Raw genomic sequence first — 24,621 nt, forward strand, 5'->3', positions numbered from 1 at the left:
CAGTTAACGACTTCTATAATAACTGTTAACGGCTCAGAATATGCACAAATCATTCATAAGGGGCAAGAAAATGGCGGGGGCAGAGCGGGCAAGGCGCTTGGGGCGGCGTTTTATTATGTTGGACAATATGCTGGTGGTTTGTGGTTTCTTTTTAGTATTTCCGCTGATTAGCCTGCACTTTGTGGACCAATTAGGTTGGGCAGCCGCGGCCGTGGGTTTGGCTTTGGGCGTGCGGCAGTTATCGCAGCAGGGTTTGGGTTTAATTGGTGGCTCTTTGGCGGATCGTTTTGGGGCAAAGCCTTTGATTGTGGCTGGGATGCTGCTGCGGGCGGCAGGTTTTGCCGTGATGGCATGGGCAAGTCACCCCAGTATTTTAGTTTTTTCCTGTGTGCTATCTGGCTTAGGCGGTATGTTATTTGATCCGCCCCGTGGCGCTTTAATCATTAAGCTGACTCGCCCTGCTGAGCGTAATCGTTTTTATTCGCTATTAATGATGCAAGAGAGTGCTGCAGCCATGTTGGGGGCTTTGATTGGCTCATGGTTGCTGGCTTTTGATTTTTATTGGGTGGCGATGGGCGGCTGTGTGGCCTTTGTATTAACAGCCTTGGTGAATGCTATTTTCTTACCTGCGTATAAAGTTGCTGCAAGGCGGACTTCGGCTTTGGCTGCTATTCGCACGGTGTTGGCAGATAAGCCTTTTCTGGTGTTTGTGCTGACGCTAAGCGGCTATTACGTGCTCTGTGTGCAAATCATGCTGCTGATGCCTGTGGTGATAAAGCAATTGGCAGGTACGGCGCAGGCGGTGGGGTGGATGTATAGCTTGGATGCCATGTTGGCGCTGTGTTTACTTTATCCATTGGCAAGATTAGGAGAGCGATATTTTAGTCTAGAAGCACGGGTTTTAGCGGGAATTGCTTTAATGACTTTGAGCATGGCGGCTATGGCTATGGTGAATGAAATTGTGGCGGCATTTGTGGTGCTGACTTTTTTTTATTTGGGTACATTAATTACCGAGCCAGCTAGAGAAGCGCTGCTTGCTCGTTTTGCTCAACCAGAGGCGAGAGCAAGCTATATGGGAATGGGGCGGATGGGCTTGGCTTTAGGTGGCTTGTTTGGTTATACCGGCGGGGGATTTTTGCTGGATAACGCGCGTAGCTTGAATGCGCCAAGCTTGCCTTGGCTCGCGCTGAGTCTGATTGGTAGTCTTACTTTTATGGCTTTACACAGGCAGTTTTTTCCTTTATTTAGGGGGTTTAAGTACCGTTTAAGGCTGGGTTGATTACAGTATTGTGTCGGGCTTGAAAATAATTTCACTGAACACGTTGTAAGCTTAAGCCCATGAAAAATGGTATATATCCTTTATAAGTAGCGCTTGTTAATTTTTTTTTCTTACGCCTAGCCTGCTCTGGAGTCTCTGGAGCGTGCTTTGTTCGTTTGAGTGTAAATAATGCACATGCTAACAAGTAAGACTTGCGGTGTAATAGCACGGTGTAAGAGTGCATGATGATTCGAATTTCAGTTAGAAAGATACCTTGTTGGCTGCGTTTGTGAGGCCTCTGTGTTGCTTATGCCTCGCATGGCGGCCTTTGCGTTTTACTTGCTAATTGAATTGGAATAAAAATATTTCATGAATTAAAAATAAAATATTAAGTAATTTTAAATCGAAATAGATATCATTTATTTATATTTTAATCTGGTTAATACGCTAAGATTTTTTGTATATTGTGTTTTCTATTGCCGTACTAAATTTCTTGATAAGAATACAGAGAATTGTAATGCAGTCTAAAAATTTAACTTTATATATTATCCTAGCGATGGTGCTAGGTATTATCTGTGGCTATGCAGTGAATCAGTATGCGGATAACTCCGCTTCGCTAGCGTCTTTTGCCTCTTATATATCGCTGCTGAGCGATATCTTTCTGCGCTTAATTAAAATGATTATTGCCCCGTTGGTTTTTTCTACTTTAGTGGTAGGGATCGCCAGAATGGGTGATAGCGGTGCAATTGGCCGGATTGGTCTTAAAACCATGAGCTGGTTTATGTTTATGTCACTCACGTCTCTTGTATTAGGCTTGGTGATGGTGACCATTCTTGAGCCAGGAGTAGGCTTAAATCTGCCTTTGCCCGCCGTAGGTACAGACAGCGGCGTGGTTAAAACCGCGATGAATCTAAAAGACTTTTTGCACCATGCTTTTCCAACCAGCATTTTTGATGCAATGGCTAAGAATGAAATTCTGCAAATCGTCGTGTTCTCTATTTTCTTTGGGGTAGCGGGCGCAGCGCTGGGTAAACGGGTTGCCCCACTGGTGGATGTGATTGATATGGTGGCCCATGTCATGCTCAAAATCACCACCTACATTATGAACTTTGCGCCAGTAGCCGTATTTGCCGCAATGGCCGCAGTGATTGCTAAAGAAGGGCTGGATGTATTGGCAGTGTATGGCAAGTTTGTGGCGAGCTTTTACCTCAGTATCTTTATGCTGTGGTGTGTGATTACATTGCTGGGCTTTATATTCTTAAGGACGCGGGTTTTTTCATTACTACGCCGGATTCGTGGTGCGGTATTGCTTGCCTTTACCACTGCCAGCAGTGAGGCGGCTTATCCGCAAACATTAGAGCAGCTAGAGAAATTTGGCTGCAATAAGAAGATATCCAGTTTTGTACTGCCAATTGGTTACTCGTTTAACCTTGATGGCTCAATGATGTATTGCACATTTGCTACCTTGTTTATTGCCCAGGCTTACGGTATTGAGCTGACCTTGATGCAAAAAATCATGATGCTACTGATTTTGATGCTGACATCAAAAGGTATGGCTGGTGTGCCGCGCGCTTCTTTAGTGGTGATTGCCGCTACGCTATCGCAGTTTAATATTCCTGAAGCAGGGTTATTACTGATTTTGGGCGTGGATCATTTCTTAGATATGGGCCGCTCTGCCACTAATGTACTTGGCAATGCCGTGGCAACTGGGGTGGTTTGTAAGTGGGAAAACGAGCTGGGCGAAGAGCGTGATGTGTTGCCTGATGAGCTAGAGCCCGCAGTTGTGGCCCAGCCCGCGCCCGTTTTGGATAAACCCGTGACGGTTTGATGGTTTAATGATTGTAACTGATGTTACGCAGCCAAACCCAAATCTTGAACCACAGAGGGCACGGAGATAGACAAGGCTTGAGTTAAGTTGTTTTGTAGGTTTTAAGTATTTTAAAACTCCAGTACTTAAGGTTCGTATAGCAGCGAGTGGCACGGGGCTTAAATCTCCCCTTGAAACACGCAAGCTCCGAACAAGCGGGGCGGGGGACATACGCGCTAACCAAATTGGTTTTCATTAGCAAACAGCGAAAAAGCATAACAACCACGCTCTTTGCATAGGGCTTAAAAGTCCCCTTGAAACACGCCGGAGCGAGGAACAAGCGGGGCGGGGGATCGCTTGGGAGCGAGGAACGAGCCAATCCCGCCCGCCGCCGACTCGATTGGACCGCAGTAGGGGCCTTCGTGTTATTGGGGTTGTGGCTTGGCTTCGTTTTTTGGCCACACAAGAAAGGAAGGTCCAGCGGGACGCCCGCACCAAAATAAACGTGCCGAAGGCACTAAAAAGAGGATCGCTGCGTAACATCAGATTGTAATAAAAATGGCCCAGATGATTCTGGGCCATTTTTTTGCTGGGGCAATCATCTTTATACGCTGCGTGGGCACACGTGCCCACGCTATATCTTTTAATGCACCGCCTGCAACATCTGCTCAACTACTTTCTTTGCATCACCAAATACCATCATTGTTCTATCCATATAGAACAAATCATTATCTAGCCCTGCGTAGCCTGCATTCATTGAGCGTTTCACGACCATCACCGTTTTGGCTTTATAGGCTTCTAAAATTGGCATGCCATAAATGGGGCTAGCGGGGTCGTTTTTGGCGGCGGGGTTGACCACGTCGTTGGCACCAATAATCAATACCACGTCGGCAGTGGAGAATTCGCTATTGATTTCCTCCATTTCTACCACTTTATCGTAGGGTACTTCGGCTTCAGCGAGCAGCACATTCATATGCCCTGGCATGCGGCCAGCGACGGGGTGAATGGCGTAGCGTACGTCAACACCTCGGGCGGAGAGTAGATCGCTTAGCTCTTGCAGGGCGTGTTGAGCGCGGGAAACGGCAAGGCCATAGCCCGGCACAATAATCACTCTTTCCGCGTTTTCCATTAAAAACGCTGCATCATCGGCACTGCCCGTTCGGTAGTTTTTTTGCGCCGAGCCAGCAGGGCCTTCAATGGCAACTGCAGCCCCAAAGCCACCGAGCAGCACTGAGAGAATCGAGCGATTCATGGCTTTACACATAATGTAGGAAAGAATCGCCCCCGATGCGCCAACGCAAGCTCCAGCAATAATCAGCACGGGGTTATTGAGCGTAAAGCCAATCCCCGCTGCTGCCCAGCCGGAGTAAGAGTTGAGCATCGACACCACGACGGGCATATCGGCTCCGCCAATCGGAATAATCAGCAGCACACCCAGTGCCAGCGCAATCGCGGTCATGATCAGGAAAGAAGACTGACTATCGCTCACCACATAAATGGCCCCAAAGCCCAGCATGGCGAGGGCGAGCACTAAATTTAAACCGTGCTGACCTTTAAAGTTGATCGCTCTTGCACCAAATTTGCCAGAGAGCTTACCGTAGGCAATCACCGATGCACTAAAGGTGATTGCTCCGATAAATGCGCCGATAAATAACTCGGTTTTTTGCATGCTGCCGTGTGCAACCCCAGTATGGAAGATCGCAGCAATGGCAATCAGCACCGCAGATAAACCCACCAAAGAATGCATGGCGGCAACCAGCTCAGGCATAGAGGTCATTGCTACGGTGCGCGCTCTGTAAGCGCCAACCACAGCGCCTGCGCTCATGGCGGCTAAAATCAGCCAGATTACCGGTTTATCTGCCACAAAAAACGAGGTGGCAATGGCAATCGCCATGCCAATCATGCCAAATAGGTTGCCGCGTCTGGCAGATAAAGGCGATGAAAGCCCTTTGAGCGATAAGATAAACAGTACTGCAGATATCAGATAAAGAATGGAAGTAAAGTTTTGCATTATTTTGCCTTCCTTTTAAACATCGCCAGCATGCGTTGTGTGACTAAAAATCCACCAAAAATATTAATACTGGCAAGGAAAATAGCCACGGCACCTAATACGCTGGTGATGCTGATTTCTTGTGCGTTGATATCCACAACTTGCAGCATCGCCCCAACAATAATGATGCCGCTGATCGCGTTAGTTACCGCCATCAGTGGTGTGTGCAGGGCTGGGGTGACATTCCATACCACGTGATAGCCAACAAAAATTGCCAGAATAAAAATAGTCAGGCTGCCAATAAATGGATCCGTGCTCAGCGCATGGCTGCTGACTTCTGCAACGGCAGAGGCTGCTAAAGATAGAGACATTGCTTACTCCAATTATGTTTTGAGTTTTGCTTAGGGTTGGGTGCGCTTTTTTGCCCACGCGTTGCAATGCTATTGATATCGCGTGGGCTAGCAGCCTGTCGGACTTAGCATCAGTCAGCTGCAAAATCACCTGATCGGCCCATATTTCAACAGATTTTTGACCAATAACTCGTTATTGGCGCTGCAAATCCGGCAAAATCTGGTCTCGACCATGCGATTTTTCGCTTCGACCGTCTAAGTCCGACAGGCTGCTAGATGACGGTTTCTGCGCGGCTGGGGGCTGCCTCGGTTTTTTTGCCTAATAATGCCGAACCCTGATGGCAGACTAGCGTGGCTTTAATGATTTCATCCTCAAAATGCGGGGCGTATTTGCCTTCGGCATCTTGCAGCAGGCTTAAGAAAGTCAGCATATTGCGCGCATAGAGCGCGGATGCATCGGCAGCCAGCAGGCTGGCCAAATTGCCGTGGCCTACAATAGTGACGCCATTATTGCTATGCACTACTTTATCGGCTTTGGATAACGGGCAATTACCGCCGCTATCTACTGCTAGATCAATAATCACCGAGCCTGCTTTCATAGCCTCAACTGTTTCGGCTGAAATCAATACGGGCGCGGCTTTGCCTGGGATTTGTGCAGTGCTGATAATAATGTCGGCAAGGCGGGCTTGGCTGTCGATTAAGGCGCTTTGGCGCAGTTTGTAATCATCTGACATCTCACGTGCGTAGCCACCGGCGGTTTCTGCTGCAGCTTTTTCGGCATCGCTGAGCGCGACTTCAATAAACTTGCCCCCCAGCGATTCCACCTGCTCACGGGTGGCAGGGCGCACATCAAAGACTTCTACAATGGCGCCAAGCCGCTTGGCGGTGGCGATGGCTTGTAGGCCCGCCACGCCTGCACCCAAAATCAGCACCCTTGCTGGTTTAACTGTCCCAGCGGCGGTCATCAGCATTGGCATAAAGCGGGGATAGTATTGCGTTGCCAGTAGCACGGCACGGTAGCCCGCGATATTGGCTTGTGAAGATAAAACATCCATCGATTGTGCACGGGTAATTCGTGGTACTAGCTCTAGCGCATAGCTGCTGATGTGCTTGCTGCTCAGCGCTGCTAAATGGGGGTAGTGATGAATATCAAATAGGGCGATAAGGGCGGAGTGGTTTGGCAGCTTGGCAATCTCATGCGCGTCTGGCGCACGTACTTTTAGCACCAGCTCTGCACCTTGATAAAGTGCATCGCTATCTTTGGCGATTTCTGCGCCAGCCTCGGTATAGGCTGCGTCGCTAATGGCGGCGTGTTGGCCTGCTTTGCTTTCAACTTTGACCTGATGACCCGCTTTTATCAGTTTTTTTATGGTTTCCGGCGTAGCGGCTACTCGGAATTCTCCGTGCAGTTTTTCGGCGGGAATGGCAATCAGCATGTCTGTGTCCTCATGGGAGATGGGTCTGGGGCAAACAATGAGCGCTAATAACTTTTTGATTCTTGGGCTAGGTTAATAAAACATCAATTTGATCTTATCGCAGTGCAACATAATTTAAGTAAGTGGGATTGCTGTTTGTTGAAAAGGTGTTGTATTTAGCGTGAAAAAAAGCTTTATTTTGTTTATTTTTGTAGGGTGTATTGCTTATTTTTGCATAAAAATGCCATCAACATAAAATCAATAACGGAGAGTTGCGGGCTGTTTTAAAACAAATGTATGAAAATTTTATACCGTATTAAGATGATTTATTGGGGTTTTTTATCTTGATAGGGGGATTCTTTACTTAAAAAGAGTATGTGCCGCGATCCTTGTCACCAAGGAACAAACGCTGACATCAAACATGTAATAAGTTCGCTATTGATAATCATTATCATTTGTAGGAGAATGAATTTATCCACTCTATCGAGGCAATAGCATGAACGCATATTTGGTTGGCGCAGACGTACTGGGCAATATTCCTGATCTTTTATCTAGCTATGGCATCAAGGTGCACAAACATGTTTCTGGCCGAAATGCCGCTCACCAGCGCAAACCTGCCAGCTTAAAAGGTGCAGATCTATTAATCTTGTTTACTGATTTTTTAAGCCACAATGTGATGCGCGCCTATCGTGATCTAGCCCATGAAGAGAACGTGCGCTTTGTAGCCTGCCGCCGCTCGGTCTGTGCCTTAAGCCAATCGCTAGACAAAATAGAGTGTACGAAGGTGTGCGATGCATGCCCAAATAGAAAGACGCACTGATCGATATATGTGTTGTGGTTAGCAGCCTGTCGGACTTAAGCAATCGTAGCGAGGGAAAGACCGGTTTGAGACAGATTTCGCGGGTTTTTGAGGCGAATAGCTGGCTATTCAACAAGAAAATGCATGAAATATGGCCCAATCCGGTTTTTCAGTAGTAGATCAGTCTTAAGTCCGATAGGCTGCTAGGGTCTGTTGACGTTTCATTCGCGGCTGCGTTTGGCCCAGTTTTGGGGCTGAACAAGGAGAAAATTGCGACATGGCACGAGTACCATGAGCGATTTTTAACGCCGTGCAGCCCCAAAAATGGGTTAAACCCGAAGGGCTGAGCCGGAAAATAGCCATTCACTGCGTTATGCTTCTCGACAATAACCCGTTATTGCCTTCGTCACATGCCTTGTGCCTAGCCGTTTTCCGGCTCAGCGCAATGGCGAATGAAACGTCAACAGACCCTAGAAGTGCTAGGCCAGTTATTTTGAGTGCTGCAAGCCAGAGCACGGCATTGATATGGCGTATAAGTGATTTAGCTTACGTTGCTTGCTTATGTTGATAATGAAGGTGTGTATAGTTGCAAAGTATGGTGTAAAGTTTCGGCCTTGCTTATCCACGGTTTGCCCCATATGAGTGCCACAGACTTACTCGCCTCCTTTGCCGCTGCTTTCGCACAAAATCAGCGACTTATCTCTCTACAGCTTGGCGATGGCGCAGCCTGGGGCCAGCAGCTTTTACCGCAGCGAGTGGTGGGCAGTGAAGGGCTTAACCAAGCTTACCGCTATCAGGTTGAGTGTTTATCCCCAGACGGTGCGCTTGAGCTTAAATCGCTGCTTGGCTTGCCTGTTGTTTTATCTGTAACTGATGCTAACGGTGGCAAGGTTGAACGCTGTGGTGTGATTTCCCAAGCGCAATTACTCGGCTCTGATGGCGGCTTTGCAAAATACGCACTGACGGTAGAGCCGCCGTTTGCGCTACTCAGATACCGCCGTACTTCCCGCGTATTTCAAAATTTATCCGTGGCAGATATCGTCAAGCAAATTTTGGCCGAACACCAAGCTAAAAACCCTGTGTTTGCCGCCGTGCAAACGCTGGATTTCAAGCTATCCGGCACGTACGCGCCCCGATCTTACTGTACGCAGTATAGAGAATCAGATAGCGATTTTATTACACGGCTATTGGCGGAGGAAGGGCTTGGCTGGAGTTGGCTTCATCTGGCCGGAGATAACCCCCAAGTTCAGCTGCTGATCTTTGACGATGCGTTTGCGATTCCAGAGGCGCAAGAATCACTGGTGCGCTTTCATCGAGCTGACGTAACGGAGGAGAATGACTCTCTTACCGAATGGACAACTCAGCGCCAAGTCGGTAGCAGCTCGGTCTCTTTGGCTAGCTTTGATTACAAAACCACCACAACGAACCAAAGTTTTGATGAAAGTTATATCGACCAAGGCGAGGGTGGTCAACAGCTACAAGTCAGCTTTGAGGATTATGATCCTCAGTCTTTGTATTACGCAAGCGATAACGATGAACTAAGCCACTACGCAAGGCTGCGTCAGCAAGCGTTGGATGCAAAAAAGAAATCATTTACCGGCACTGGTACTTTACGTAACTTACAAGCGGGGCAGTGGTTCCGCCTAGAAGACCACCCCGCTCATGAGGGGACGTCAGCGGAACAACGGGAATTCGCCATTACCGAGCTTAAATTCACCGCCAATAATAATTTGCCAGCAGATTTAACTCAGCAACTTGGCCTAGTCGCGCCCAGCCTACTGGTCGCAGCGGCTTCAGCTGCGAATCCTCCTTACCAAGTTAACTTCACCGCCCAAAGACGCGGCCAGCCGATTACGCCTAACTTTGCTCATACCGAACACAGCAAACCCAAAAGCCTAGGCGTACAAACCGCCACCGTAGTTGGCCCACAAAGCAGCGGTGCCGACTCTAGCCAACAAGCAGAGGTGCATACGGATGAGCACGGCCGCATAAAAATAAATTTTCACTGGCAGAGGGTTAAGGAGCACCCAGAGTTTGGCGCAAATATGGATGACAAGTCATCCTGCTGGGTGCGCGTCTCCATGCCAAGTGCCGGTGCAGGCTTTGGGCATCAGTTTATTCCGCGCATCGGCCAGGAAGTTCTGGTGGATTTCCTCGAAAATGATATCGACCGCCCCATCGTCACCGGTGTAGTCCATAACGGAAGTCATCCTGTGGCCACGTTTAGCGGCGCAGGCGCACTACCCGCCAACAAAACGCTATCTGGCATCAAAACCAAAGAACATGAAGGCGGGCAATACGGCGAGCTGCTGTTTGATGACACCAAAGGCGAAGTGCGCACCAAGCTATCGAGCGAGCACGGTAAAACCCAGCTTAATCTGGGCTATCTGATTCACCCACGCACCGACGGAAAAGGCGAAGCACGCGGCGAAGGCTTTGAGCTACGCACGGATAAACAAGGTGCCATTCGCGCCAGCGGCTTACTAATTAGCACTGAAGCCAAAGGCGGCGCTAGCGGCAAGCAGCTAGACCACAGCCCTGCGCAAAGCCAGCTTGAATCTGCCCTTTCACTTGCCCAAAGCCTAGGCGAAACGGCCACCAACCAGCTAGCCGACAGCATAGAAACCGGCGACGAAGGCAAAACTGTTGAGGCCGATAATAGCGCGGGCAGCACCGCCAGCACCGGCCATCTTTATCACCACGTACACGCCAGCAAAAGCCTTGAAGCAGGCAGCAACACCGATAAAGACGGCAAGAGCAAATCTAAAGACCAAGCAGGCCAACAAAAAATTATCTTGCTGCACGGGGAAGACGGCGTGGCCATCACCAGCCCGCAAAGCCAAACCCTCAGCGCAGGCACAAACCTTGATATGGTCGCCCAAAGAGACACCAACCAAACCTCTGGCCGCCGCTGGATTCACAACGTAGGCCAGCACATCAGCCTATTTGTGGCCGGGGTAAAAGACAAAGTTGCGCTGAAGATCATCGCAGCCAAAGGCAAAATCCAGCTGCAAGCACAAAGCGACGATATTGAAATCACTGCCGATAAAAACGTTAAAATCACCGCCTGCAAAGAAAAAGCAGAAATCGCAGCAGGTAATGAACTGCTCTTTACATCCGGCGGCGGCTATATCCGGATAAAAGACGGCAATATTGAGATTCATTGCCCGGGGGAAATAAGCATTAAAGGGGGGAGCATGAGATAAGCGGCCCTACGCAAATGAACCCATCTTTTACGCAGTTTCCGAATAGTGTTTGCAAGGAGTGTTTATTGCTAGCGCTTAAATCAGGCAGCCCATTTGTTGTATAGGAATTTGGCATATGAATGAGAGTAAATTAATCACTTTAGAAGCGTATTTAAATAACTCAGAAATTGAGGGGTGTTGGTTTGCCATAATTGATGCCGCCTTTGAACCCAAAAAGATAAAAAAATTGATTGGGGCTAGGGGTGATCAACTCTATGCAGGCTCTGTGCTAGAGGAATATGACGAGCTATCGCCTTTAATTGTTAAAATTGAAAAAGATGGAGATCATGTTTTTTTGCAAGCGTTACTGCGTGTTTGTGAAGGCAAGCCTATGCTGAGCTTTATAAATAGCGATAGAAATATCGAAGAATTAAAGCAGCATTTAGAATATTTGCATTTTATCGTGTCGGATGAAAAATCATGGACATTAAGATTTGCGGACACAAGAATTACTGAGTCTTTGTTCCTAGTTCTAAACCCCCAGCAAAAAGATATTTTATTTAATCCAATCAATCATTGGCTTTACTTAAATCACCAGGAAAATTGGCAGGTTCAATTGGGTATGGGCACGGGGCCGCTATGGGGAGAGGAGCCTAAAGAAATGTTGGCGTTTACCGATCAGCAGTTTGCCGCCTTACTAGAGCAATCAGAGCCAGATACGCTATTAAGCCAGCTAAAAGTGCATTTTCCTGATTTATTGAATAAATATTCCAGCGTAGTATCTTATCAATTAGCGTACATAAGCGTAAAAGAAGCAAGGGAAATGCAGCTAGAAAGCAAGCAAAATGATGTGCTGGTATTGGCGGTGCTCTGGTTTATGTATGGCGAGGGGCTTGATTTACGCGCTGAATACTTGGAAATGAAAAAGAGTATTAAGCAAGGTGTTTTATTGCAAGATGCAATGGCTGAAATACCTGCTGCATTTTTTGAAGAAATGGATATGAAAAGCTAATGGAATATTCTTTTGAGCCGCAGCGAAAGCAATGAACAATAGATTAAAAGTATTGCTGTGTTTTCTAATGGTTTTTGTATTGGCTTCATGCCAAGAAAAACAGCCGGAAGATACGAGCGTTCCGGGGGGATTAACGGGCCTAAATCATACCAAGGTAGCGATTATTGCTTTTTATGTTAATGGTGAATGGGGAGGGAATATCCGTGCAATGGGTGGTGGTGGGAGTACGACTTGTTGTGTTTCTATGCCGCGTGAGTATCCCAAGGAGGGTATTAAAGTAAAAGTGCGTTGGAATGCTACGGATACATTAGAAGAGCATTGGTTTGAAAAAGAAGTGAATGTTGACCCCTATTCAAGCAAAGGGGGAGGGTTTATGTTCATTTCTTGCCAAATCAAAATGTCCGAGTGGTTGTTAGCAATATACATCCCATGAGCCCAGATTATCCGGGGCCAGGCATGCCCGGAGAAGAGAAAAAATAAATGATAAACATAAAATTGCCTTTAAAAATAAAATTCATATTCAATGTATTTTTTTGTTTTGCGATGTTTTTTTCATTGGCCTCATGCCAAGAAAAACAGCCAGAAGATACGAGTGTTCCAGGGGGATTGTCTGGTTTAAATCATACCAAGGTAGCGATTATTGCTTTTTATGTTGATGGTGAATGGGGGGGAATCTTCGTGCAATGGGCGGTGGGGGAAAACCGTGTGTTGTGTTTCTATGCCGCGAGAGTATCCCAAGGAAGGCCTTAAAGTAAAAGTGCGTTGGAATGCGACAGATACATTGGAAGAGCATTGGTTTGAAAAAGAAGTTTTAGTGGACCCTTATCCTGCGGGTGGAGGCAGTGTTTACGTGCATTTTTTACCTGAACAGCAAGTTAAAGTGATTGTAAGTAATCTTTATCCTGAGAATCCAGATTATCCGGGGCCTCATTTGCTAGGGGAGGAGAAATAATGACTACAAGTAATCTCGTTTTATTGCCCGCAAAATCAGGTTTAAGCCCTGCGGATCAATTAGCAAAGGCGTCAGCCTGTTCCATAGATAAGCCTCAATTAGCTTGCCAAAAAACGGTCAATGTAGGTATTTTTTTTGATGGTACTAATAATAATGACAAAAGAGATCGGCCTGAGAAAGGGCATTCAAATATTGCTAAGTTATTTTCTAGTTATTTAGATGACAAACAAAATGGCTATTTTGCATACTATATTCCAGGGGTTGGTACACCTTTTAAAGAAATTGGTGAGTTAACGGAAAGTAGTGATGGTAAAGCTTATGCAAAAGGTGGGGATTCAAGAATCGCTTGGGCTGTAATTCAGGTTTTAAATAGTGTGCGTCGTGCATTTGATGCTAAACGCCTATTGGAAGACGATGAAGCAAAAACTGCAATCAAAGACACAAATCAACTCGCCACAGTTTGGGCTATTTATAATACAAAAAGGCAGGCTTGGTTTAAAAAGCAGGTTAAAAAATTAGAAGAAGTGATTGCCAATAAAAAACCAAAAATCGTTCAATTAAATATTTCTGTGTTTGGTTTTTCGCGCGGTGCGGCAGAGGCGCGGGCGTTTTGTCATTGGCTGGTAGATTGCTGTGAAGGGAATGGCGCGTATTTGGCGGGTGTTCCAATAAAAATTCAATTCTTGGGTATTTTTGATACGGTGGCCTCGGTTGGTTTGGCGGATTCGTTTCCTATTCCTGTGCAAGGCTTAATGGATTGGGCGGATGGCACGATGGAAATCCTGCCGCAGGTGCAGCGCTGCGTGCATTATGTGGCCGCAAATGAAATTCGCGCTTCGTTTCCTTTGAGCTGCGCCCGTAATGGTAAAGCTTATCCCGCTAATGTGCTGGAGCAGGTTTATCCTGGCGCGCATTCAAATATTGGCGGGGGCTATGGGCCAGGCGAGCAGGGGCGTAGTAAGGCGGGAATTGAGCATTTACTGTCTAATATTCCCTTGTTGAATATGTACCGAGAGGCGGTGAAAGCAGGTGTACCACTTCTTCCTATTGCACAGTTAGATGCCTTGATTAAAAAAGACTTTGTAATTAGCGAGCCATTACGGCTTGCATTTAATGCCTATGTGAAATATAGCGCAATTAAGACGGCTAAAGTGGAGGATATGCTAGATGCGCATATGCGTTATTATCGGCGCTATAAGGCGCAAATTGGCAAGAATGAAAGCAAATTAACCGAGGTTAAAGATCAGGATAAGCTGGATTTAGATGAGGCAGCAAAGGATTTTGAAAAAGAGGCGGCAAAAATAAAAATAGAAGGGTTGCACTATATTCCCGATTATGATCCTAGCAGAATTAAAAATGATTATATTGATGTAGAAACAACTCTGCCTAATGATGTGCTTGATTTCTTTGTGCAATATGTACACGACTCACACGCTGGCTTTTATTTGGCGGGTGCGGTGACTAAATATGATAAAGAGATGGAGAAAAAAAGGATAAAGGACAAGGCGAGTGCCTTGAGTCTTGTGTATAAAAAATATTACCAGCCAAATAATGCCAAATCAGTAAATACGGGGTATGTTAATAAACATCAATTAAGTGAATATGAATATATTAATAATCAATTGACTAAATGGGAGAGAAAAGTATTGGCGAGTAGGATGGGCGAATTCCCATTAATGAGCGATCAGGATCAGTGGGATTTATTGCAGGGAATGGGCGTGGTTGTGCGTGCCAATACCGCGACGCGTAGAGAGGGAACGGGCTACTTTAGACGGCGTGTCGTTTTTGATAAAAGTTAACCTTTACAAATAATTTTTTTCCCCCAGTAAATGGCAGTATTAGGCGGCAATAATTGCCGAAGCCTTGTACTAATATAACTGGGGCCAGAACGAAATTAAATCCTACTATGCTTAAAGCTCTTAGAGCCAAAGCAAGCAAATTTAACTTTATTCTGGCCCCAATTATTCCTCTGACCCTTGTTATTCTCTAGTTATTTTATAAATCTCTAAACTTATATTTTTATCATAAATTTCTCTGGCCCTGTTATACGTTACATTTTTTAACTGGGGGTACTCATCAGTATACATATCACGAGCAAAATTCACCCAGTCGCTTTCATTATCACACTGGCCAGCCATATAATATATAAATTGTATCGCCTCCTCTTGATCCTCCGGAGGACGTGATGCTGGGTTCTGTTTAAACTCTGCTCGAGTTATTTCTGGATCTGCCGCCTGATTCATCCGCAGAAGAAATTCAGATGCTTTTTCAGTTGAAAGGCGGTGACCTTGTTTCTCAATAATATATGAAGTCCATTTATGTAAGTCTGAGGTTACATTTTGGAGACAAAAATTCTCGGAGTCTTGGTTTCTAGTAAGATAAGGTGTCATAAAATCATATAAACTCCCTTTTTCTTTAGTCTGGTTAACCATATCTTTAGGTGGTCGGCAGAAGCCCTTTGAATTCTGCGTAATTATTTTTCCGCTAGAAAAAGCGCCATCTGGCTGTAAATCAATATAGAAAGCAGCTAATTTAGTCATAGTTTCGTTAAACTGCTCACCTTGTAACGTTCTCATTCCTCCTCTTCCTGTTTCAACTATATCAACAAGACGTTCTATGATATTCATAACTTGTTTATTTTTCAAAGTCGAAGCATTTAACTGGGGCTGATTCGGTATTGCCGGAGAGGCCGGTTTGTTGGAAGATATAACTTTGTTGAAATGCCCTCTTAATAGTCTTGAATTTTTTCCCATTTCCACAGATGAGTTATAAACATTTTTTATCTTTGAAAACAATCCCTCTTTTTTTTTATCACTTTTAGGCACATGGCTTATTTGCGATGAGTGAGATGTTGATATTAAACTAGGTAGTTTCATTGGTGCTCCAGCTTGTATTTAATAAAAATTAACCTGATTATGTCTATTGCTCAGGTACCCTTGATTTGATAATCCGTAATCCGTAATCCGTAATCCGTAATAACTGGGGTCAGAGTAAAGTTAAACCCGTTTTCTTTGGCTCTAAGAGCATTAAGCATAGTAGGATTTAATTTTGTTCTGACTCCAGTCATTCCCTGACCCCAGTTATTCCAAACACGGTTAGAAGGCTAATCGCTCTGGAAGGAGAAGGTCGACAATCTAAACTAATCTGACAATCCGGCCCGAATCAAAATAGGACTGTCAGATCAGGTCTGAACTTCTACAATTTATGCAACAGCCCCCTCACTAGTGAACTTGTCAATACCGTTAGCTTACTGCCACAGAATTGCAATTTTCTCTAATCTGATCGGTCACCACCTCGAACTGTTTGAGCTTTTGAACGTGCTCATACACGTTCTTGCCGACCCAAATCGCCGCAGCTACACCTACACTTACCAATAGTGACGGGATGATGATAGGTGCCAGAGCCACGAGAACGGGCGTTGTTGCTGCTACGATTACGCCCGCAGTCAGCCCCGCCGCCATACCACCCCCGCCGAGTATGCGTAACCAATTCGGCTTGAATGCCTCTTTGAAGCCCTCGCGAAGTTTTTTTGAAAAGCTCTCCTTCTCAGGAGTCTTATCTAAAATTGTTTTATTCACCGTATTGATTTTATTGCTAAGCTCGGTTGGCACCCCATCGCTCCCCAGCCGTTCTTGATTTATAATCTTGATTTTGTCTTCTTTCAGCTGCTGAGATAATTTTAATAGTTTATCAGCTTGTTCAGTCGATATATTTATCGAACTCTTATGAATAGAACGTTGCCAGAATGATTTCTTGACTTGAGCCGGATTTAGCTTAGGCAGGTTATCGACTTTTGCCTGAAGCAAATTAAATACCGTCATATCATTAGCCAAGGTCTTTTCATGGATAGCTGTTTTTAATTGAGTTTGCGCCAGGGAGAATGCTTTTTCCAGATCCTGACTCGACTCACCAACATTGCTCTCCTTAACGAATTGCTTAATTTTATCTTCAGCATGAGCATAAAGATCACGTAGGCTCTTATTCAGCTTGACAACATTATCTGCGGTGCGTTCTAAACTTTTACCCTTGAAATATGTTTCAGCATCAAAACCCGCAACAGCTGCGGTTATATTCGTTAAGTATGTCTCTCCATAGCATTTCACTATGTTAGTGATGGCGCCTTGATGACTTTCTCTACAAATACTATCAATTTGACTTGATAGTGGATGTTCAGCTTTTAACCCACTAGGGAATATATTTTTTGCCCTTTGTGTTTTTTGAGCGTAACCCTCATGAGCTTTTTTGAAATCCTCATCGACGTTTGATTTTATTTTTTCGGCAACTGCTTTCCAGCCAAATGTCGAATTAAATTCATTTAACTGACTCTTCATGGTGGTTAAAAATTTGCCCCCCTCTTTGTCAACATCGCTTTCAAATCGTTCAATCCGGACGTCCGTTTGGATACCATGAAAAATACGCTGCAATTGTTCTTTTAAACTAACGTCCATCAAAGATAACGAATTTTCAGCGCTAAGCTTTTTTGTCTTAGATTGCGCCGCTCCGATCGCCTCATCTACTCTGCCATAATGCGCCACCAATTCTGACAAAGCGTCATTGGGCATTCTTTTGTCATGATTATCCAGATCTAGGTAGTATTCTAATACTTTGGTCGCCGTTTCTTGCTTCATCGCTACTACAGCTGATTTTCCCAGAGCATGCATAGCAGGATTTGCTGCTCGCAGGACAATCTTATCAATCTGTTCTCTAGGCAGAACATTCACCTTGGCATCGACGAAAGAGAAATTTTTAAACAATTTACCGAATGAACTTTTTTCCAAATCATGGCCGCGATTAACTCCATCCCATAATTCCTGCATTTGTTCAATTGTATTAAGTTTATCGTTCACCCAACGGATCTCAACTCCTTTTTCCCCTTGTTCTATCTTGATATATTTACTTACGGCCGGATCTTTAATATCCTGTTTTATCTTTTTGATATGGCTTGCAATTTGATTTTTTGCTTTAAAGGATTCACCATCATAGCGCAAATACTCATTTAATAATTGAAGGAAGGCGTCAGCCACTCCATCCTTCAAAGGCCTTTGTGACTCAGTACGCGAAATTGCATTTTCCGTAGAATTGGAGGAAGTAGATTCATTCACCGAAACGCGGTCTGCGAAAGGATTTAATACTTCAGGATAGCTAGATTCAACAGTTGCACTTTCCGCAAAATTGGAGGAATCAGATGCACCTTCCAAATCGGAGCCTCCGAAAGGATTGCCGTTTTTAGGATCGGGAGAACTGACGCTCAAGCTTGAAGTTGCATTTTCCGTAGAATTGGAGGAAGTAGACTCATTCACCGAAACGCGGTCTGCGAAAGGATTTAATACTTCAGGATAGCTAGATTCAACAGTTGCACTTTCCGCAAAATTGGAGGAATCAGACGCACCCTCCAAATCGTAGTCTCCGAAAGGATTGCCGTTTTTAGGATCGGGAGAATTGACGCTCAAGCTCGAAGTTGCATTTTCCGTAGAAGTAGACTCATTCACCGAAACGCGGTCTGCGAAAGGATTTAATTTTTCAGGGTAGAGAAAACTGCCTCTCAAGCTTGAAGGGACGTTCGATACTTCACTTGGTTGAGCTGGGACTAAATCCGAGAATTTAAAATTGTATATTTTTTTATAAAGGGTACTCGTGACATGATGCTGGCTTTTGAGTACACACAGCATATTGTCCAGATCCTGCTTCGTGGCTTGTTCGCCTACCCATTCAACCTTTTCCTTTCCATCCTTATTTCGCACTGTAATTAAAGAAGAAATTTCATTATTTTTTTGTATATCTTGTTTAAGTTTTTCACAATGCACCGGATTCTCTGCAATGTAGGCATTTAATTTAGCTATGAATTTGTTTGCACTCTCCGTATTTAGGCTCATTTTTGGGCTGGAACTGGCAAGAGTGGCGTTGTTGTTTTCTACTTTACGTATCATTTTAACGAGACGAGCACTAACCTTCGATCCTTTCGCAAATTGTTGCGGATGGAAAGCAATAAGTAAATTGTTCTGAGCTTTAATAGGATTAGGCATTATTCCATTCCTTTTTCATAGTTCAATAGATTACACAGCAATAATAACTGGGGTCAGAGTAAGGTTAAACCCGCTTTCTTTGGCCCTAAGACGCATTAATCATAGTAGGATTTAATTTTGTTCTGACTCCAGTTATTACCCTTACCCTACCTTATTACCCCAGTTATTCACAGTTATTCATATTCACATATTCACAATTAACACTATTCACAATTAATATTCTCATCCGCCATGACAATTAATAACCAATTGGTTAACTTTACCATTTTGACATAGAGTAATTCCGTTATGCTTAAATATCTTAATTCCATCGGCGTCGATACCATTAACTTTTTCTGATTGTGCAGATGTTTGACTACGAAAAGTAGATGTTAAAGTTAAAGCAGTGCATTAATAGATGGTATTTTAATATAAAATATAAAGCTTTATTATATTGGTTTCAGTATATATTTGACTTTCAAAAAACGATCTTTCATTCATCAATGGTAACCCTCCCTCAAAATGACTCTAGGTAGGTAAAAATAACTGGGGTTAGAGTAAGGTTAAACCCGCTTTCTTTGGCTCTAAGAGCATTATGCATAGTAGGATTTAATTTTGGTAGAGTAGAGAGCAGGTTTTCACCTGCCCTCCCTCATCAAACCGTGCATGCGATTTTCCCGCACACGGCTTTCCGATGTTCTTCACATCAAGCATGCGCTGATTTCCAACCTGCTGCTGTCGGTAATGAATACAAACCGTATCGCTCATTTAGCACCCGCCTTGGATAACGGAGCATGCTCGTTTTCCAATCGCTGACTTTGTGCCGTTTGCGAAGATGTATCCTTAGCCGTTCTTCTGAATGACGCTTCACTTTATAAAATTGCTTGGATGAATTCCGGTAATGGAAGTAACTCGACCAACCGCGTAATGCTTGATTTAAATCTCGCACCACCTCTTCAATTGGTCGCCATGTTTGGGTTCTTCCAGTAATTTCATTTAGTCGCGTCTTGATTTTCTCTACCGATTTAGCTGAGGCCTCAATATAGGGATAGCGAGTGCCTTTAGCGGATAGGTTCGTGCGCAAATCAAATCCCAGAAATAGAAATGACGCGGCTTTAGCATCAACAATTTTTGTCTTGCTTTCGTTAAGCGTCAATTCCAGCCGATCCAATATCCACTTCATATGCGCCAGCGGGCTTTGGGTCTCGCCACGGCAGAGCACTACAAAGTCATCGGCATACCGCACCAAGCTCGCTTGTAGTTTCTTCCCTATATTGTGGCGATGCCAGATTCTATCCAGTAGATGTAAGTAAAGGTTCGATAGCAACGGAGAAATCACCCCACCTTGCGGCGTGCCCTTGCGCTGCCCTTTTCCTCCACTGACCGTTGCCGCTTTTCCATTCTCACTTTTTCCAATAACCGGCGCTTTAAGCCATTGTTGAATCAAGGCCAGTACAGCCCCATCCACAATGCGCTCAGCTACCGTGGCCATCAGTTTAGCGTGAGGAATGCTGTCGAAATACTTCGACAAATCAGCATCGATGACCTGCGTTTTACCTTGCCACAAAGCTTCTGCAATGGCGTCTATTGCTTGATGTGCTGATTTCCTTGGGCGAAACCCATAGGAGTGCTCGCAAAAATCCGCCTCAAAGATAGGCTCCATCACCAGCTTGGTCGCCATCTGAACCACGCGATCTCGTATCGTCGGAATCCCGAGTGGACGCAAACTGCCATCCGCTTTGGGAATCATGACGCGCTTGATTGCCCCAGTCCGGTAGCTTTTATCTTGCAGTTCCTGACTAATTACCGACAAGTAGCAATCTACCCCTTCGCCGCTTTCTATGGCAGCAAAGTCAATCCCATCAACCCCAGGACTGCCCTTGTTTGCCTTGACCAGTCGCCACGCTAACTTGAGGATGTCAGCACAGTAAATCTTGTCGTAGAGTGCGTAGAAACGATAGTTTGGTTCCTGCTTGGCTTTGATGTACAGCTTCCTCTGTAGCGTCCTGATCTCATTCGGAGTGATTAGCAACATGGCAATCTCCTGATCCTCAGCTCTTCAGTTGCATGAACAAAGCAGGGTCCCTTCCCTCGACTGGGGTTATGTTGTCCCTCAATCTCAAACGGTACTATGAACCCCTCCGACTTCCATCACGATACGCACTGATTTCGTTTCCTTATACCTTGCGCTTGGCAGTCTCCCTGCCACCGTGATGGATCTCCAGCACTGGGTAATTTAACTTCCAAAACATACCGCCCCTGCTACCCCGACAGCTCGCGGATGTGGCTTCCATTGCCAACACATCAGCACAACGGCCTTCCCTATACAGAAACGAGGTCGGCAACTGCAATGTTAACGAGGCTACTTCTAGGTTCACTTTCGTTACGGTCTGCCTCTTTGTCGTAAAGAACTCACGACCCTTGATTACTCAAACGCCGCTCTTTCGTACTACCGAGGCGTATGGACAATTCCTCGGACGGGACTTTAACCCGCTAGCTAAATTACTGTTACTGCGAACTTCTGACCCCAGTTATTAAAACCGGTCTTTCCCTCGCTACGATCGCTTAAGTCCGACAGGCTGCTAGCGCATCAACGAACAGGGGTGAAGCTTGAGTTTCAGCTCGAACGAGTGGCGTTGCTCGAGCCTGTGGATGAATTTTTCTTATATTGGTCGAAGTGAGTTGTTTGGTTAATCAGATCATGGATGATGCCCCTCGCCAGAAACAAGGGCCAGCTACGCACCGGGGCATGATTGCCCGAAACTAAACACTTTTTAGGCGGCAATAATTGCCGAAGCCTTGTACTGAACCCTTCTCAAGCCCGCTGAATGCGGGCTTTTTGCTTGGCACGTTTCGTGCTTAATTTTATATGTGTAAACAGCGTATCTTATGGCTGGTGATGATTAAAACTGGAGTTTGGCTATGTTAGGTCGTTTGGACGATTACTTCCGCCCGCAAGAAACTGCGTTGTCATTACGCAGCCAGCGGCAAGAAGTGTTGGCTTCAAATATCGCCAATAACGATACGCCAGGGTATAAGGCACGCGATTTTGATTTCAAAAAATCGTTTGAAGCCGCTCTGCAAAAAAATCCAGTGAAGCCTTTAGCCGCAACCGATGCACGCCATCTACAGCCTAAAGACAGTGTTGACCCTTTATCTAAAGCCTTGCTCTACCGTAATCCACGTCAATCTGGCATTGATGGCAATACGGTGGATATGAATGCCGAAATGGCAGCGTTTACCGATAACGCAATCCGCTATCAGGCAGGGATTACTTTTATGCAGAAAAAAGTTGAAGGTCTGCGCTCCGCGCTGACGGGCCAATAAGAGAGCTAAATCATGTCTATGTTCAGAGTGTTTGATATTGCTTCAACCGCCATGCACGCACAGACCACGCGTTTAAACGCTGTGGCGTCCAATTTAGCCAATGCAGAATCCATTACCAGCTCTAATGGCCAGCCTTATCGCGCCAAGCAGGTGGTGTTTCAATCGGCTCAAATACCGGGCGGTGGTAAGGAATCAGTTGGGGTGCAAGTGGCTGGCGTGATCGAAGATCAAACACCGCCTAAACTGGTGTATGACCCAAAAAACAGCTTGGCTGATGCCAATGGCTATGTGGCCATGCCTAATGTGAATGTGGTGGAAGAAATGACCAATATGATTTCAGCTTCGCGCTCATATCAAACTAATGCAGATGTCATGAATACCGCCAAAACCTTGTTGCTACGCACCTTGGCTCTTGGCCAATAATCTAAAGGAGAATCATCATGGTTGCTCGTACAACGGTTAATTCAACGACGGATTATTCTGCGCTGAATCAAAAAGCGGGAACGGCCAAAGCATCAGCGGCCGATCAGCAGCAGGATCGATTCCTTAAGCTGCTGGTTAAGCAATTGCAAAGCCAAGACCCAATGAATCCAATGGATAACGCGGCAACCACGAGCCAGATGGCGCAGATCAGTAGCGTAACGGGGATTGAAAAGCTCAATACCACCATGCAAACCATGCTGGCGAGTTTTTCAGCCGCACAAAGCTTTCAAGCCGCAGCTTTAATTGGCAAAGAAGTGCTAACAGTGGGCAATAAAATGAAGTTTGACGGCACCAAGCCCGTTGATACACGGATTGATCTGCCATCTGGTGTCAGTCATATTAAAGTATCCATTATGGATAAAAACGGCCTTGTGGTGGATAACATCACCTTGCCCCAACAGCCAGCGGGTGCCGCGGCCGTGGCTTGGGATGGGAAGATGGATAATGGCGATAAAGCCCCAGCTGGCGATTATTTAATTTCTGCACGTGGCGTACAAGATGGCAAGGAAATTGCTTTAAATACTTTAACGTGGCAAACCGCTAGTAGCGTTGAGTTGGCAAAGACAGGTGTCAAAGTGATGTTGGCGGATCAGAGCAGCGTTGATTTTAGTGCGGTAAGGCAGATTCGCTAGTTCAAGGCATCTGCAGTAAACAATTTTTGAGGATACGGTTATGGGTTTCCAGCAGGGCTTGAGTGGTTTAAGTGCGTCGTCAAAAAGCCTAGACGCGATCGGTAATAATATTGCCAACTCTAGCACGGTCGGTTTTAAGCAATCGCGTTCAGAGTTTGCAGATATGTATGCCAATACATTCGCTAACTCATCGACTATCTCTGGGATGGGGGCGCGCACGGTTGCGGTGACTCAGCAATTTGGTCAGGGCAATCTCACCTCTACCAATAACCCGCTGGATATCGCTATTACTGGGAACGGTTATTTCCGCATGATGGATGGCGACTCTGTTAGTTACACGCGTAATGGCCAGTTTCAAGTCAATAAAGATGGTTTTATTGTGGGCAATACCGGCCAGAAACTCACTGGTTGGCCATTTGATATCAATGCCAATGCCTTGCAAAAGGGCGGTAATCCTGCGCCTTTACAATTGTCTGTAGGCAATATCGGCGCAAAAACCACCGGTTGGACAGAAGTCGTGGGTGGGGGGGTTAGTGCAGGGCTGCAGTTTGGGATGAATTTGGACGCAAGTCAGCTGCCTAAAGACAGAACCAATCCACTTGCAGCCAATTATGTGGGGGCGCTTAACCCTGCTGATGTAAAAACATTTACGAATTCAACCTCGGCACAAGTTTATGATTCCCAAGGTGTTTCGCATAGTTTGACCATGTATTTCACCAAAACTGCACCCAATACTTGGGAAGTCAGAACGCGTTTTGATAATGATCCAGTTTCATTGCCTAATAATGATCCGCTAAATTTAAATCCTTACCCAGATGTTACTTTTGATTCAAATGGTAAATTGATCAATCCCTTGCCACTGTCTTTTAGTACTACCCTCGCTTCCGGTGCAACCTCGCCCTTGGCTTTTCGTATTGGCTTAGAGGGCACAACCCAATACGGTAGCCCATTTGGGGTGAATACAATCAAGCAAGACGGCTATCCTGATGGCGTGCTAACAGGGGTTTTGGTTGATCGTGAAGGCATTATGCAGGGTAAGTATTCCAATGGGCAAAACAGGGCCATTGGCCAAATCACACTGACCAACTTTGCTAATTCACAAGGGCTGCAAAACTTAGGCGACAATCGCTGGGCAGAAACCTTTGCTTCGGGCCAGCCTAGGACCAACGATCCTGGAACCAGTGATCTAGGCTCCTTGCAATCGGCTTCGGTGGAAGACGCCAACGTTGATTTAACCGCTGAACTGGTTAATTTGATTACTGCGCAGCGCACCTATCAGGCCAATGCGCAAACCATTAAGGCCCAAGACACTATTTTGCAAACGATTGTGAATTTGCGTTAATTGAATCATCTATAGGGTAGGAATGGTTTTTTTAAAATCATTCAGCCCCGTGCTTTTATGCCCATGC

The 24,621-nt window shown here is 45.5% G+C and carries 19 protein-coding genes; 13 read left to right on the plus strand and 6 right to left on the minus strand.

The window, feature by feature from the left end; genetic code table 11:
- The first annotated feature begins 40 nt into the window (after positions 1-40).
- Together mdtH and C1H71_RS14685 are read left to right on the plus strand one after the other, a co-directional pair.
- Positions 41-1,279, plus strand: a complete 1,239-nt coding sequence (gene mdtH, locus C1H71_RS14680; RefSeq protein ID WP_223145882.1) for a multidrug efflux MFS transporter MdtH — start codon at positions 41-43, stop codon at positions 1,277-1,279.
- Positions 1,280-1,775: 496 nt separating this feature from the next.
- Positions 1,776-3,086, plus strand: coding sequence for a dicarboxylate/amino acid:cation symporter (locus C1H71_RS14685; RefSeq protein WP_130107216.1), 1,311 nt, complete (start codon positions 1,776-1,778; stop codon positions 3,084-3,086).
- Between the two features lie 622 nt (positions 3,087-3,708).
- Here C1H71_RS14685 and C1H71_RS14690 read toward each other — a convergent pair.
- The 3 genes from C1H71_RS14690 to C1H71_RS14700 all read right to left on the minus strand — a co-directional run bounded on the left by C1H71_RS14690 (position 3,709) and on the right by C1H71_RS14700 (position 6,841).
- Positions 3,709-5,076: an NAD(P)(+) transhydrogenase (Re/Si-specific) subunit beta gene (locus C1H71_RS14690; RefSeq protein WP_130107217.1), complete on the minus strand. Its 1,368-nt coding sequence runs from the start codon at positions 5,074-5,076 to the stop codon at positions 3,709-3,711.
- Positions 5,076-5,426, minus strand: coding sequence for a proton-translocating transhydrogenase family protein (locus tag C1H71_RS14695; protein WP_130107218.1), 351 nt, complete (start codon positions 5,424-5,426; stop codon positions 5,076-5,078). The genes C1H71_RS14690 and C1H71_RS14695 overlap by 1 nt, the downstream gene beginning before the upstream one ends.
- A gap of 251 nt (positions 5,427-5,677) precedes the next feature.
- A complete protein-coding gene (locus C1H71_RS14700; RefSeq protein ID WP_130107219.1) occupies positions 5,678-6,841 on the minus strand; it encodes a Re/Si-specific NAD(P)(+) transhydrogenase subunit alpha in 1,164 nt (387 codons plus the stop codon).
- 475 nt (positions 6,842-7,316) lie between these two features.
- Here C1H71_RS14700 and C1H71_RS14705 point away from each other — a divergent pair, with 475 nt between their 5' ends.
- From C1H71_RS14705 to C1H71_RS14730, 7 genes are all read left to right on the plus strand, one after another.
- On the plus strand, positions 7,317-7,640 hold the full coding sequence (locus tag C1H71_RS14705; protein WP_046351268.1) for a DUF2325 domain-containing protein: 324 nt from the start codon (positions 7,317-7,319) through the stop codon (positions 7,638-7,640).
- Between the two features lie 617 nt (positions 7,641-8,257).
- Positions 8,258-10,825, plus strand: coding sequence for a type VI secretion system Vgr family protein (locus C1H71_RS14710; RefSeq protein WP_308418285.1), 2,568 nt, complete (start codon positions 8,258-8,260; stop codon positions 10,823-10,825).
- A 115-nt stretch (positions 10,826-10,940) separates the two neighbouring features.
- Positions 10,941-11,816, plus strand: a complete 876-nt coding sequence (locus C1H71_RS14715; protein ID WP_130107220.1) for a DUF4123 domain-containing protein — start codon at positions 10,941-10,943, stop codon at positions 11,814-11,816.
- 31 nt (positions 11,817-11,847) lie between these two features.
- Entirely contained in the window at positions 11,848-12,249 is a 402-nt protein-coding gene (locus C1H71_RS14720; protein ID WP_130107221.1) for a DUF3304 domain-containing protein, read from the plus strand.
- A gap of 47 nt (positions 12,250-12,296) precedes the next feature.
- Positions 12,297-12,566: a hypothetical protein gene (locus C1H71_RS20740; RefSeq protein ID WP_188053752.1), complete on the plus strand. Its 270-nt coding sequence runs from the start codon at positions 12,297-12,299 to the stop codon at positions 12,564-12,566.
- Entirely contained in the window at positions 12,535-12,768 is a 234-nt protein-coding gene (locus C1H71_RS14725; protein ID WP_262488303.1) for a DUF3304 domain-containing protein, read from the plus strand. Before C1H71_RS20740 ends, C1H71_RS14725 begins: the two co-directional genes overlap by 32 nt.
- The gene (locus C1H71_RS14730) at positions 12,768-14,567 is read left to right on the plus strand and encodes a phospholipase effector Tle1 domain-containing protein (protein ID WP_130107223.1); all 1,800 of its coding nucleotides are present in this window, start codon (positions 12,768-12,770) and stop codon (positions 14,565-14,567) included. The genes C1H71_RS14725 and C1H71_RS14730 overlap by 1 nt, the downstream gene beginning before the upstream one ends.
- 180 nt (positions 14,568-14,747) lie before the next feature.
- Here the strand turns inward: C1H71_RS14730 and C1H71_RS14735 are convergent, their stop codons facing one another.
- From C1H71_RS14735 to ltrA, 3 genes are all read right to left on the minus strand, one after another.
- Positions 14,748-15,644, minus strand: coding sequence for a hypothetical protein (locus tag C1H71_RS14735; protein WP_130107224.1), 897 nt, complete (start codon positions 15,642-15,644; stop codon positions 14,748-14,750).
- 366 nt (positions 15,645-16,010) lie between these two features.
- Positions 16,011-18,791: a hypothetical protein gene (locus C1H71_RS14740; RefSeq protein ID WP_130107225.1), complete on the minus strand. Its 2,781-nt coding sequence runs from the start codon at positions 18,789-18,791 to the stop codon at positions 16,011-16,013.
- A 685-nt stretch (positions 18,792-19,476) separates the two neighbouring features.
- Entirely contained in the window at positions 19,477-20,805 is a 1,329-nt protein-coding gene (gene ltrA, locus C1H71_RS14745) for a group II intron reverse transcriptase/maturase (RefSeq protein WP_130104759.1), read from the minus strand.
- A gap of 887 nt (positions 20,806-21,692) precedes the next feature.
- On the opposite strand from ltrA, the gene flgB reads away from it, so the two are divergent.
- Genes flgB through flgE form a run of 4 tightly spaced genes read left to right on the plus strand, consistent with a single transcriptional unit; the run spans position 21,693 to position 24,554 of the window.
- On the plus strand, positions 21,693-22,097 hold the full coding sequence (gene flgB, locus C1H71_RS14750) for a flagellar basal body rod protein FlgB (RefSeq protein ID WP_130107226.1): 405 nt from the start codon (positions 21,693-21,695) through the stop codon (positions 22,095-22,097).
- Between the two features lie 12 nt (positions 22,098-22,109).
- Positions 22,110-22,520 carry a flagellar basal body rod protein FlgC gene (flgC, locus tag C1H71_RS14755; protein WP_130107227.1) on the plus strand — a complete coding sequence of 137 codons (411 nt, stop codon included), beginning with the start codon at positions 22,110-22,112 and terminating at the stop codon, positions 22,518-22,520.
- Positions 22,521-22,537: 17 nt separating this feature from the next.
- Positions 22,538-23,212, plus strand: coding sequence for a flagellar hook assembly protein FlgD (locus tag C1H71_RS14760; protein ID WP_130107228.1), 675 nt, complete (start codon positions 22,538-22,540; stop codon positions 23,210-23,212).
- 40 nt (positions 23,213-23,252) lie between these two features.
- On the plus strand, positions 23,253-24,554 hold the full coding sequence (gene flgE / locus C1H71_RS14765; RefSeq protein WP_130107229.1) for a flagellar hook protein FlgE: 1,302 nt from the start codon (positions 23,253-23,255) through the stop codon (positions 24,552-24,554).
- The last annotated feature ends 67 nt before the right edge of the window (positions 24,555-24,621 follow it).

The sequence above is a fragment of the Iodobacter fluviatilis genome (assembly GCF_004194535.1).
In the GTDB taxonomy this organism is placed as follows: Bacteria; Pseudomonadota; Gammaproteobacteria; order Burkholderiales; family Chitinibacteraceae; genus Iodobacter; species Iodobacter fluviatilis_A.

What these genes read in the sequence shown, in the direction of transcription:
- C1H71_RS14705 (WP_046351268.1), top strand. Translation starts at nt 7,317, where the DNA reads ATGAACGCATATTTGGTTGGCGCAGACGTACTGGGCAATATTCCTGAT.
- C1H71_RS14730 (WP_130107223.1), top strand. Translation starts at nt 12,768, where the DNA reads ATGACTACAAGTAATCTCGTTTTATTGCCCGCAAAATCAGGTTTAAGC.
- C1H71_RS14725 (WP_262488303.1), top strand. Translation starts at nt 12,535, where the DNA reads ATGCCGCGAGAGTATCCCAAGGAAGGCCTTAAAGTAAAAGTGCGTTGG.
- C1H71_RS20740 (WP_188053752.1), top strand. Translation starts at nt 12,297, where the DNA reads ATGATAAACATAAAATTGCCTTTAAAAATAAAATTCATATTCAATGTA.
- C1H71_RS14740 (WP_130107225.1), bottom strand. Translation starts at nt 18,791, where the DNA reads ATGCCTAATCCTATTAAAGCTCAGAACAATTTACTTATTGCTTTCCAT.
- C1H71_RS14695 (WP_130107218.1), bottom strand. Translation starts at nt 5,426, where the DNA reads ATGTCTCTATCTTTAGCAGCCTCTGCCGTTGCAGAAGTCAGCAGCCAT.
- C1H71_RS14700 (WP_130107219.1), bottom strand. Translation starts at nt 6,841, where the DNA reads ATGCTGATTGCCATTCCCGCCGAAAAACTGCACGGAGAATTCCGAGTA.
- C1H71_RS14685 (WP_130107216.1), top strand. Translation starts at nt 1,776, where the DNA reads ATGCAGTCTAAAAATTTAACTTTATATATTATCCTAGCGATGGTGCTA.
- ltrA (WP_130104759.1), bottom strand. Translation starts at nt 20,805, where the DNA reads ATGTTGCTAATCACTCCGAATGAGATCAGGACGCTACAGAGGAAGCTG.
- C1H71_RS14710 (WP_308418285.1), top strand. Translation starts at nt 8,258, where the DNA reads ATGAGTGCCACAGACTTACTCGCCTCCTTTGCCGCTGCTTTCGCACAA.
- flgE (WP_130107229.1), top strand. Translation starts at nt 23,253, where the DNA reads ATGGGTTTCCAGCAGGGCTTGAGTGGTTTAAGTGCGTCGTCAAAAAGC.
- C1H71_RS14690 (WP_130107217.1), bottom strand. Translation starts at nt 5,076, where the DNA reads ATGCAAAACTTTACTTCCATTCTTTATCTGATATCTGCAGTACTGTTT.
- flgC (WP_130107227.1), top strand. Translation starts at nt 22,110, where the DNA reads ATGTCTATGTTCAGAGTGTTTGATATTGCTTCAACCGCCATGCACGCA.
- C1H71_RS14735 (WP_130107224.1), bottom strand. Translation starts at nt 15,644, where the DNA reads ATGAAACTACCTAGTTTAATATCAACATCTCACTCATCGCAAATAAGC.
- mdtH (WP_223145882.1), top strand. Translation starts at nt 41, where the DNA reads ATGCACAAATCATTCATAAGGGGCAAGAAAATGGCGGGGGCAGAGCGG.
- C1H71_RS14715 (WP_130107220.1), top strand. Translation starts at nt 10,941, where the DNA reads ATGAATGAGAGTAAATTAATCACTTTAGAAGCGTATTTAAATAACTCA.
- flgB (WP_130107226.1), top strand. Translation starts at nt 21,693, where the DNA reads ATGTTAGGTCGTTTGGACGATTACTTCCGCCCGCAAGAAACTGCGTTG.
- C1H71_RS14720 (WP_130107221.1), top strand. Translation starts at nt 11,848, where the DNA reads ATGAACAATAGATTAAAAGTATTGCTGTGTTTTCTAATGGTTTTTGTA.
- C1H71_RS14760 (WP_130107228.1), top strand. Translation starts at nt 22,538, where the DNA reads ATGGTTGCTCGTACAACGGTTAATTCAACGACGGATTATTCTGCGCTG.